This is a genomic window from Streptomyces sp. ISL-98 (assembly GCF_018614055.1).
Classification (GTDB): Bacteria; Actinomycetota; Actinomycetes; order Streptomycetales; family Streptomycetaceae; genus Streptomyces; species Streptomyces spiramyceticus.
Window position 1 is genome coordinate 97,379 of the sequence record NZ_JAGGPB010000036.1, and the last position, 9,792, is coordinate 107,170.

The following is a 9,792-nucleotide window of genomic DNA, read 5'->3' on the forward strand; positions in this document are numbered from 1 at the left end:
GACACGCCCTAGAGCAGCTGCTTGTAGAAGTGGTACATCACCGGCTCGTAGCCGAGTGATTCGTACAGCCGCCGGGCCGGGGTGTTTTCCGCGAAGACATTGAGCCCGATGCGCTCGGCCCCGGCCGCCAGCGCCTCGCCCTCGGCGAGCAGCATCAACGAGCGCCCGTGCCCCTCACCACGATGCTCCTCGGCCACTTCGACGTCGAAGACGAAGGCGCCGCTCCGGCCGGGGAGCGGGTGCCGCAGCGACAGCCAGAGCATGCCCACGACCGTGTCGTCGCGGGTCAGGACGCCGAGGTACGTGCCGGGGGTGGCGGGTCCGACGAGAGCGGCATGATCGGCGTCGGCCTTGGCCTGCGCCGCCTCCTCGGGGAGGCCGCGCTCGGCCAGAGTCCGCGCGTAACGGGCCTTGGAGTCGGCGAGCCAGGCGTCGTACTCGCCCTCGGTCATCGGTCTGCCCGCGACGCCTTCGGGCAGCGCGGGGGCCCGTGCGGGCAGTGTTTTGACCATGTTGCGGCTGCGTTCGGTGTAGCCGAGAGCGACGGCCAGGCTCAGCGCCGCCGTCGCCTCGGGCGGCACGGAGACGTCCACGCGGTCGCATCGCCAGCCGCGCAGCACTTCCTCGGCGGCGAGCGCGGCGACCGTCGCCCGCCCGCGGTGCCGGTCGGCCTCGTTGATGTGCAGTGCGGTGATGCGGCCGGCCCCTGACCCGTAGCGGGGATCCGTCGCGAGCTCGATCGTGCCGACCGGGCGGCCGTTCACGCACACTTCGTACGTACGTGACTTGGCGTCGTCTGGGGCCTGCTGGAGCGGCGCGGTCGGCCGCAGAGTTGTGGTCATCACGGGAGTTGTACCCGCAGGGCCGCCGCACGTCATCCCATTTCACGGCGTCTTACGGCCCCGGGTCCGCTTTACGGGTCCAGGTCCGACGCGGCGCGCTCGTCGAAGACGCGCATGGCCTTGGCCGTCACCGGTCCGGGGGCGTCCGGCAGCAGGCGCCCGTCGATCCGGTGCACCGCCTGGACATCGCGCAGGGTGGACGTCAGGAAGACCTCCTCGGCCCGCTCCAGCACGTCCAGCGGCAGGTCGGTCTCCTCGGCGCCGGTCCATTCGACGGCCAGGGCGCGCGTGATCCCGGCGAGGCAGCCGGACGAGACGGGCGGGGTGAGCAGCCGGCCTTCGAGTACGACGAAGACATTGGAGCCGGTGCCCTCGCAGAGCTGTCCGACGGTGTTCGCGAACAGCGCCTCGGAGGCGCCGTGTTCGCGTGCGCGGGCGAGTGCGACGACGTTCTCGGCGTACGACGTGGTCTTGAGTCCGGTGAGGGCGCCGCGCTCGTTGCGCGTCCACGGGACGGTGATGACGGCGGTGCTGTCGGGGCGGCGGGCGCACTCCCCCAGCGCCACGACCAGCGTGGGACCGGCGTCCCCGCGCTCGGAGCCGAGCGGCGAGGTGCCGCCGGTGTAGGTGATGCGCAGGCGGCCGAGCTCCATGGGGTTGGCGTCCAGGACGGCGGCGCAGGCGCGGCGCACCTCGTCGAGGTCGGGCTCGGGCAGGCCGAGGCCACGGGCGGATCGGGCCAGCCGGTCCAGGTGCCGGGTGAGGGCGAAGGTCCGTCCCCGGGTCGCCTTCACGGTCTCGAATATGCCGTCCCCCACGGTCAGACCGTGGTCCAGTACGGACACCCTGGCAGTGGCCGCGTCCTGCAGCCCGCCGTCGACCCAAAGCTTCATGAAACGGTCCTTTCCGTCGCCCGGTACGCGCCCGACGCTACCGCGAGCAGCCTGGAGGCCTTGAGTTCGGTCTCGTCCCACTCCCGCTCGGGGTCGGAGCCCCAGGTGATGCCCGCGCCCGTACCGAAACGCAGGACCGGGCCGCCGGGAACGGTGCGGTCGATCCAGAACGTACGTATGCCGACGGCCAGCTCACCGGCGCCCCGGTCGGCGTCGACCCAGCCGATGCCCCCGCAGTACGGACCGCGCGGCGCGGTCTCCAGCGCCTTGATGATCGTGAGGGCGCTGGCCTTCGGTGCGCCGGTCACCGAGCCCGGCGGGAACGTCGCCGCGAGCAGCCCGGCCCATCCGGCACCGGGCGCGAGCTCGGCGCGCACGGTGGAAACGAGGTGGACGAGGCCGGGGTGCGGTTCGACCACGCACAGCTCGGGGACGGTCACCGATCCGGTCGCGGCGACTCGGCCCAGGTCGTTGCGGACGAGGTCCACGATCATGACGTTCTCGGCGTGGTCCTTCTCCAGCAGATCGTCCGCCGTACGCCCGGTTCCCTTGATCGGCCCGGACTCGACGGTCCGTCCGTCCCTGCGCAGGTAGAGCTCGGGCGACGCGGTGGCGATCTCCACGCCGTGCGCGGGCAGCCGGATCGTTCCTGCGTACGGCGCCGGGTTGCCGCGGGCGAGCAGCGCGGTGAGCGCGTCGACGTCGGCGCCCGCCGGGTCGGGCAGTGGCGCGGTCAGGACGCGGCAGAGGTTGGCCTGGTAGACCTCGCCGGCGGCTATGTGCTCGCGGATGCGGCGTACGCCCTCGGTGTACGCGGCGCGGTCCATGGAGGACGTCCAGGCGCCGGCGGCGGGCCCGTGCCACTTGCCCGGTACGGGGGCGGGGACCGGCTCGTTGCGTACGTCGCCGAAGCGGGCGCAGACGAGACGGCCCTCGAAGTCCGCCGCGACGGCCCAGAAGCCGGCGGAGTCGAGAGCGGCGGGGTCACTGGTGACATCGCGCAGGTCAGAGGCGACAAGGCCGCCGAAGCGGGCCAAAGGGGGAAGGTCGTGCACGGCCCTGAGTCTAGAGCGGAGCGTCATGACCTGCGCCGGGGCGAACGCAGCGCAGCACGCTGCACAAACGCGTTTTTGTACTGGCCCGGGAATCCGCTAGAGTTCAACACGTCGCCGGGACGTGGAAGCGCCCCGGAAGACAAGCGGACGTGGCTCAGTTGGTAGAGCATCACCTTGCCAAGGTGAGGGTCGCGAGTTCGAATCTCGTCGTCCGCTCGGTGTGGGGGATCTTCCCGAACCCCCGATTTCACTCCTGGTGGAGTGGCCGAGAGGCGAGGCAACGGCCTGCAAAGCCGTCTACACGGGTTCAAATCCCGTCTCCACCTCCAAGGACGATTAGCTCAGCGGGAGAGCGCTTCCCTGACACGGAAGAGGTCACTGGTTCAATCCCAGTATCGTCCACTGGAACCCCCGGGAACGGGGTGTCCGTCCCGCGCGATTAGCTCAGCGGGAGAGCGCTTCCCTGACACGGAAGAGGTCACTGGTTCAATCCCAGTATCGCGCACGCAGTTCGCAGCACCATCGGTACGTAGTGTCGGCAGTACGCAGGATCATCCCCGCGCGATTAGCTCAGCGGGAGAGCGCTTCCCTGACACGGAAGAGGTCACTGGTTCAATCCCAGTATCGCGCACCAGCAAGAAGCCCCCGGCCGTCTCGACGGCCGGGGGCTTCTTCGTGCCCTGGTCCTGGTCCCGTCCCGGGATCAGGAGGAGAAGAGCATCCGGCCGAAGCCCTTCTGCCGGTGGTGGCCGCCGTGGTGGCCGTGCTGCGGGGCGCCCCAGGCGGGCGCTTGGGCGGCGGGGTAGGCCTGCGGGGCCGGTGGCGCGGGCGGCGCCTGCTGGGTCCACTGGGATTCGAGGCGGGTCAGCGACTCGAGCTCGCCGTAGTCGAGAAAAATCCCGCGGCAACCGCTGCACTGCTCGATCTGGACACCATTGCGGTTGTACGTGTGCATGGGCGCATGGCACTTGGGACACTGCATGGTCGGCTCAACTCCTCGCCGTTGGTTCGGCATCGCCGGAATGTATGCCCGGCGGCGGTCCGCTCACCCTACGGCGTCGCTCAGCACTCCAACTCGGGCGGTAGGGCCGCGATTCGGACACACGCCTCGATCATCATCTCCTCCACCTCGTCCAACGGCCGTTCCTCGGCCGCCGACTTGGCGAGGGCGAGGGCCGCCGTCTGGACCGTCAGAGCTCGGGCGGGCACGTCGAGCTGTGGCCAGGGGTCGCCCTCGGGACGGACGGCCGTACCGCCTGCGGCGCGGTACGAGCCGAGGAAGCGGTCCCAGACGTCGGGCGCGAGCAGGCCCGCGGCGTACCAGGCGGCGGGGCGGGCCAGGTCCCAGGCGGGGTCGCCGAGGCCCATGTCGTCCACGTCGATGAGCAGCCACGGACCGTCGGGGGCGGGGTGGCGGACGAGTTGGCCGAGGTGCAGGTCGCCGTGGCAGAGGGCGATGCGGTTCTTGGGGGCGGGGGCCTCGTCCCGGGCCCAGGCGGGGAGGCCGGCCCAGGCCCGGAGGATGGACGCCGTGGCGGGATGGGTGCCGGCCGCCGCCCGCATGCGCGCGACTGCACGGGCTGCCTTGGCGGGGCCGCGCATGGGTGGCAGCGGCTCGGGTCGGAGCTTGCCCGGGGCGACCGCGTGCAGCCGGGCGAGGAGGGTTGCCGCGTCCTCCCAGGGGGCGGCGTCGGGGTCCTCGGGGTCGACCGGGGCTCCGTACGGCCAGAGGCTCAACGGCCGTCCGTGCAGCAGCGTGGTGAACCCGGTCTTGGCGGCCGGTACGGGCAGCGGGGGCAGGAGGATGCCGGCGAGGGGCGGGGCGGCGGCCGTGGCGATGCGTGCGGCGAGGGCGGTGAGGTCCGTGTCCGGGGCGTGGGATTTCGCTACGACGTCTCCGTGGCGTACGACCATGCCGTCCGGGCGGTCGGCGAGGACGTCGGGGTGCGGGCAGGCGCAGGGGTCTGCGGTGCCTTTGCGCGGGCGGCGCGGTGGGGGGAGCTGCGCTACGTCGTGCGCCACGGCGCGCAGCGCTTGCGCGACGGTTACGGTCACGGGCTCCCCGGAGTGCGGTGCGGTGCGGTGCGGTCGATGCCGCTGGGGAGCCTACGCGGTGCCACCGGCGGTGCCCTGCGGGCCTGTCCTCAAACTCCCCCAAGGACTGCGTCCAGGGGGGACCCCCACGGGCTGATCCGGGTCGGGAAAAGGCGTTGCCCGGACAGCTCCCCAGCTGTCCGGGCAAACGCAGCCGTCCGCCGCACCCCCGTCCCCACGGGGTTTTGAAATGGCCGGATGTCCTGGCCCGGTCCGCTCTACCGGGGCCGTGGGCGCCGCTCAGCGCCCGAGCATCACACCCACGGACGACGCCTGTGTGACCACTGCTTCCCAGCCTCCGAAGAGGACGACGAGCAGCGCCGCGAGGGGAAGAACCATGGCCGTCGCCACCAAGGGGTGGCGCGTACCGGACGGGCGGCCGCCGAACGAGGCGAATGCCCTGCGTCCCTGCGTGCGGATCATCGTCCGCGATGCCGTGTCCGCCATGGTCCCTCTCCTGTCATGTATGGGCAGCGGCGGGTGTCTGACCTCGGGGGACGAGTGCTCCACCCGCCGCTTGAGCTCAACATTAGGGGCGCGTCAGGACCGGGGCGTCATGCCCGCGTACCGATTGGCGGGCCTCCCGGAGGATGAGCCGCCACCCCCCGGCGTACTCCCCAGGGTGGAGAGGCGGTCCTAGGTCTTGGGGTCTTCCCGGAGGGGACGCTCCTGGTGTTCGGACCGTTCGGAGGCGTCCTCCCTCGGGACCGGCTGTTCGACCAGGGCGAGCACCCTGGTCGCCATGAAGCGCGCGGTGCGCACCACGGAGCCGCTGCGCGTGACTTCACTCACTTCTACCACTCCCCTGCGGACCGCTGTTTCCACCCGTCGGCCAGCCCTGCTGGCCACCACCTCGTACGTACGGGTCGTGTCTCCCGCGTCCACGACTATCTCCACGCGATCGCCCTTCATTGATCCAATCCCCCTTCTGCGACGGACCTTTGAGATCTCGCACGGGCCGGGGACGGCGGATCGGCCGCCCCCTGACCACTCTTCAAGTTTCCCACCCGGCACTGACAATCGATCGATTCGCGAGGGCGCGGCCTATGAGCACACCGGGCCGCAGGTACGTAAGCTGTGCCACGTCGAACGGACCGGTCAGCAGCAGGGGTGGGGGAGGCCCCACCGGAGGTAGGGGACGGACATGGCGATGATGCGGCTCCGGCGCGAGGACCCGCGTGTCGTCGGCTCGTTCAGGCTTCACCGGCGGCTGGGGGCGGGCGGCATGGGTGTCGTCTATCTGGGCTCCGACCGGCGTGGCCAGCGCGTCGCGCTGAAGGTGATCCGGCCGGACCTTGCGGAGGATCAGGAGTTCAGGTCGCGCTTCGCGCGCGAGGTGTCGGCGGCGCGGAGGATCCGGGGCGGCTGTACGGCGCGGCTGGTTGCGGCCGATCTGGAGGCGGACCGGCCGTGGTTCGCGACCCAGTACGTTCCCGGCCCCTCTCTGCACGACAAGGTCGCCGACGAGGGTCCGCTGGCCGCCTCCGAGGTGGCCTCGATCGGTGCGGCGCTGTCGGAAGGACTCGTCGCCGTGCACGAGGCCGGGGTCGTCCACCGGGACCTCAAGCCGTCGAACATCCTGCTGTCGCCCAAGGGCCCCCGGATCATCGACTTCGGTATCGCCTGGGCGACCGGCGCGAGCACCCTCACGCATGTCGGTACGGCCGTCGGGTCCCCCGGCTTCCTCGCGCCCGAGCAGGTGCGCGGCGCGGCGGTCACTCCGGCCACGGACGTCTTCGCGCTGGGCGCCACCCTTGCGTACGCCGCGACCGCCGACTCACCCTTCGGGCAGGGCAGTTCGGAGGTCATGCTGTACCGGGTGGTGCACGAGGAGCCGCAGCTGCTCGGGGTGCCCGACGCGCTCGCGCCGTTGGTACGGGCCTGCCTCGCCAAGGATCCGGAGGAACGGCCCAGCACACTCCAACTCTCGATGCGGCTCAAGGAGATCGCGGCACGGGAGGCGCAGGGCGTCGCGGAGGTCAGGCCGCCCGCGCAGCGCGGGGAGCACGACCGGCCGACGGGGCGGGCCGCCGAGCGGTACGCCGATCAGGACATCGAGCGTGTGCGCGCGACGGGTACGCCCACGCCCCGCGCGCAGGTCCCGCGCACCTCGTCATCGCGTACGGGTGCACGACCTGCCGCGACGCCGCGCAGCACGACGCGTTCCGGTGCGCGTACGAACGGACGGCCCGGGACCAGGCCGGGGACCAGGCCCGGGGTGCGGACGACGTCGACCGGGCGGCGCCCCGCGAACACGAGGCTGCTGCGGCAGCGCATCGTCGTCTTCGTCGTGGTGACGCTGCTGGTGGCGCTGGGGATCGCGGCGGCGCAGGGGTGTCAGGGGCCGGCCAGGAGTCTCGGCGTAACTCTCGACGGCCAGGACACGGCTGCCCTCGGTGCCGCTGGCGCCGCTCTCGACCTCGACGTGACGCGACGGGGTCGCTGAGCCGCCGGGGCCGTCAGGACTCCGGGCGGCCCGTCGCCACCGCGTAGAACGCGACCGCCGCCGCGGCGCCCACGTTCAGCGAGTCGACGCCGTGCGCCATGGGGATGCGTACCCACTCGTCGGCAGCGACCAGCGCCTGCCTCGACAGCCCGTCGCCCTCGGCGCCGAGCATCAGCGCCACCCGGTCGAGGCGGTGCGGGGCGGCGTCCTCGATCGCCGAGGCCTTCTCGTCGGGGGTGAGAGCGAGGAGCTTGAAGCCCGCCTCCCGTACATTTTCGAGGTCCTTGGGCCAGGATTCCAGGCGTGCGTACGGCACGGAGAAGACCGCCCCCATGGAGACTTTGACCGACCGGCGGTAGAGCGGGTCGGCGCTGTCCGGGGAGAGCAGTACCGCGTCCATGCCGAGCGCGGCGGCGCTGCGGAAGATCGCGCCGATGTTGGTGTGGTCGTTGACCGCCTCCATGACGACGACCCGGCGGGCCGTCGCGAGCAGGTCGTCGGCGGTCGGGAGCGGCTTGCGCTGCATCGACGCGAGCGCGCCGCGGTGCACGTGGTAGCCGGTGACGCGCTCGGCGAGGTCCGGGCTCACGGCGTACACCGGAGCCGGGACCTCGTCGATGACGTCGCGCATGACGTCGACCCACTTGGCGGAGAGCAGCATCGACCGCATCTCGTAACCGGCGTGCTTGGCACGTCTGATGACCTTCTCGCCCTCGGCGATGAAGAGGCCCTCGACGGGCTCGCGCTTGCGTCGGAGTTCTACGTCCGTCAGGCCCGTGTAGTCGCGCAGGCGCGGGTCGTCGGGGTCGTCGATGGTGATGAGATCGGCCACAGGGTGATACTGCCTTGTCGTGGGTGCGGTGCCAACGGCTCGGCCGCCGTGGGTTACCGGGGGTTACTGATTACTTCGACTTGGTCTCGCGGGCGTCGGCGTACCCGACCCGACCTACTTCGACCCTACGGTGACGACCTCGCCGATGACGATGACGGCCGGCGGGCGTACGTCCTCGGCCCTGGCCCTCTCGGCGACCGTCGCGAGCGTCGCGTCGACGCGGCGCTGGGCGGCCATCGTGCCCTCCTGGATGATCGCCACGGGTGTCTCGGGCGAGCGACCGTACGCCGTCAGGGCCTCCGCGATCGCGCCGATCCGCTCGACCGCCATGAGGAGTACGAGCGTGCCGCGGAGTCCCGCGACCGCCTTCCAGTCGACGAGCGAGCGCGGGTCCTCGGGGGCGACGTGGCCGCTGATCACCGTGAACTCGTGGGCAACTCCCCGGTGGGTCACCGGGATTCCGGCCGCGCCGGGGACGCTGATGGAGCTGGAGATGCCGGGGACGACGGTGCACGGGATGCCGGCCTCGGCGAGTGCCTGGGCCTCCTCCATGCCGCGGCCGAACACGAACGGGTCGCCGCCCTTGAGGCGTACGACCGCCTTGCCCGCCTTGGCGTGCTCGATGAGCGCGTGGTTGATGGCCTCCTGGGCCATGAAGCGGCCGTACGGGATCTTCGCGGCGTCGATCACCTCGACGTGCGGCGGGAGTTCGTCGAGGAGGTCGCGCGGGCCGAGGCGGTCGGCGATGACGACGTCCGCCTCGGCGAGGAGGCGGCGGCCGCGGACCGTGATGAGGTCCGGGTCGCCGGGGCCGCCGCCGACCAGGGCGACGCCCGGGGTGCGCGTGCGGTGGTGGGGGGCTACGAGGGTGCCGTCGCGCAGGCCCTCGACGATGGCGTCGCGCACGGCGGCGGTGCGGCGGGGGTCGGGGCCTCCGCTGGTGAGGACGGCTACGGTCACGCCTTCGGAGCGGCCGGTGGCCGGGGTCCAGGCGGTGGCCGCGTCGGCGTCGTCGCTGCGGACGCACCAGGTGCGGGTGCGGTCGGCTTCGGCGGATGCGGCGTTGTTGGCGGCCGTGTCGCTGGACGCGATCAGGGCGTACCAGGCGTCGGCCAGGTCCCCCTCGGCGTACGGACGGCGCTCCCAGCGGATCTCGCCCGCCTCGGCCATCGCCTCCACGGAGGGGCTGGCGGTCGGCGATACGAGAACGATGTCGGCGCCGGCCGCGATGAGCGCGGGGAGGCGGCGCTGGGCGACCTGGCCACCGCCGACGACGACGACGCGCCTCCCGGCGAGGCGGAGTCCGACGGGGTAGGCGGGATGCGGGTCGCCTGCGGCGGCGTGCGCGGTCATGGCGTGCGGCTCCTCTGGCGGGGAGTGGTTACGGCTCTGTACCGCTGCGACGGCGAAGCGGCTGGTGGGGCGAGGTTTCGACACCTCGCCAATACCTTACGGGCCGGGGGCGGGAGGGTGGTGGGCGGCTGGGGGCGGTGCGGGGGTGGGGTGCGGCTGGGTGTGCGGGGGCGGGTGCGGTGCGGCTGCCGTGCCGGTGCGATGGGTGCGGGCGCTGTACAGCTGCGGGGGTCGACGGGTGCGGTGCAGTTGTCGGGCGGGCGGGCGGGCCGCTGCG

10 protein-coding genes, 5 tRNA genes and 1 pseudogene are annotated in these 9,792 nt (G+C 72.2%); 6 read left to right on the forward strand and 10 right to left on the reverse strand.

The window, feature by feature from the left end; all coding sequences use genetic code 11:
* Nucleotides 1-8 precede the first annotated feature (8 nt).
* From J7I98_RS25350 to J7I98_RS25360, 3 genes are all read right to left on the reverse strand, one after another.
* On the reverse strand, nucleotides 9-842 hold the full coding sequence (locus J7I98_RS25350; RefSeq protein ID WP_214926075.1) for a GNAT family N-acetyltransferase: 834 nt from the start codon (nucleotides 840-842) through the stop codon (nucleotides 9-11).
* Between the two features lie 71 nt (nucleotides 843-913).
* Nucleotides 914-1,735, reverse strand: coding sequence for an aminotransferase class IV (locus tag J7I98_RS25355; protein WP_214926084.1), 822 nt, complete (start codon nucleotides 1,733-1,735; stop codon nucleotides 914-916).
* Nucleotides 1,732-2,790: a chorismate-binding protein gene (locus tag J7I98_RS25360; RefSeq protein ID WP_214926087.1), complete on the reverse strand. Its 1,059-nt coding sequence runs from the start codon at nucleotides 2,788-2,790 to the stop codon at nucleotides 1,732-1,734. Before J7I98_RS25360 ends, J7I98_RS25355 begins: the two co-directional genes overlap by 4 nt.
* A gap of 143 nt (nucleotides 2,791-2,933) precedes the next feature.
* Here J7I98_RS25360 and J7I98_RS25365 point away from each other — a divergent pair.
* From J7I98_RS25365 to J7I98_RS25385, 5 genes are all read left to right on the forward strand, one after another.
* Nucleotides 2,934-3,006, forward strand: a tRNA-Gly gene (locus J7I98_RS25365).
* A gap of 39 nt (nucleotides 3,007-3,045) precedes the next feature.
* Nucleotides 3,046-3,119: transfer RNA gene (locus J7I98_RS25370), tRNA-Cys, on the forward strand.
* Nucleotide 3,120: 1 nt separating this feature from the next.
* A tRNA-Val gene (locus J7I98_RS25375) sits at nucleotides 3,121-3,192 on the forward strand.
* A 31-nt stretch (nucleotides 3,193-3,223) separates the two neighbouring features.
* Nucleotides 3,224-3,295 (forward strand) — tRNA-Val (locus J7I98_RS25380).
* A 54-nt stretch (nucleotides 3,296-3,349) separates the two neighbouring features.
* Nucleotides 3,350-3,424 (forward strand) — tRNA-Val (locus J7I98_RS25385).
* Between the two features lie 69 nt (nucleotides 3,425-3,493).
* On the opposite strand, the gene J7I98_RS25390 is transcribed toward J7I98_RS25385, so the two are convergent.
* From J7I98_RS25390 to J7I98_RS25405, 4 genes are all read right to left on the reverse strand, one after another.
* The gene (locus J7I98_RS25390) at nucleotides 3,494-3,772 is read right to left on the reverse strand and encodes a zf-TFIIB domain-containing protein (RefSeq protein WP_214926090.1); all 279 of its coding nucleotides are present in this window, start codon (nucleotides 3,770-3,772) and stop codon (nucleotides 3,494-3,496) included.
* Between the two features lie 80 nt (nucleotides 3,773-3,852).
* Nucleotides 3,853-4,845: an aminoglycoside phosphotransferase family protein gene (locus J7I98_RS25395; RefSeq protein ID WP_308377926.1), complete on the reverse strand. Its 993-nt coding sequence runs from the start codon at nucleotides 4,843-4,845 to the stop codon at nucleotides 3,853-3,855.
* A gap of 279 nt (nucleotides 4,846-5,124) precedes the next feature.
* Nucleotides 5,125-5,331 carry a hypothetical protein gene (locus tag J7I98_RS25400; RefSeq protein ID WP_214926093.1) on the reverse strand — a complete coding sequence of 69 codons (207 nt, stop codon included), beginning with the start codon at nucleotides 5,329-5,331 and terminating at the stop codon, nucleotides 5,125-5,127.
* Between the two features lie 189 nt (nucleotides 5,332-5,520).
* Nucleotides 5,521-5,796 (reverse strand): hypothetical protein, encoded by a 276-nt coding sequence (locus tag J7I98_RS25405; protein WP_214926096.1) that lies wholly within the window; start codon nucleotides 5,794-5,796, stop codon nucleotides 5,521-5,523.
* 232 nt (nucleotides 5,797-6,028) lie between these two features.
* Here J7I98_RS25405 and J7I98_RS25410 point away from each other — a divergent pair, with 232 nt between their 5' ends.
* Nucleotides 6,029-7,330, forward strand: a complete 1,302-nt coding sequence (locus tag J7I98_RS25410) for a serine/threonine-protein kinase (protein ID WP_214926101.1) — start codon at nucleotides 6,029-6,031, stop codon at nucleotides 7,328-7,330.
* Nucleotides 7,331-7,343: 13 nt separating this feature from the next.
* Here J7I98_RS25410 and J7I98_RS25415 read toward each other — a convergent pair whose 3' ends face one another.
* From J7I98_RS25415 to J7I98_RS25425, 3 genes and pseudogenes are all read right to left on the reverse strand, one after another.
* On the reverse strand, nucleotides 7,344-8,162 hold the full coding sequence (locus J7I98_RS25415) for an RNA methyltransferase (protein ID WP_214926104.1): 819 nt from the start codon (nucleotides 8,160-8,162) through the stop codon (nucleotides 7,344-7,346).
* 114 nt (nucleotides 8,163-8,276) lie between these two features.
* Nucleotides 8,277-9,515, reverse strand: a complete 1,239-nt coding sequence (gene cobA / locus J7I98_RS25420; RefSeq protein WP_214926107.1) for a uroporphyrinogen-III C-methyltransferase — start codon at nucleotides 9,513-9,515, stop codon at nucleotides 8,277-8,279.
* Between the two features lie 96 nt (nucleotides 9,516-9,611).
* A pseudogene (locus J7I98_RS25425) lies at nucleotides 9,612-9,792 on the reverse strand (hypothetical protein); the annotation flags it as partial.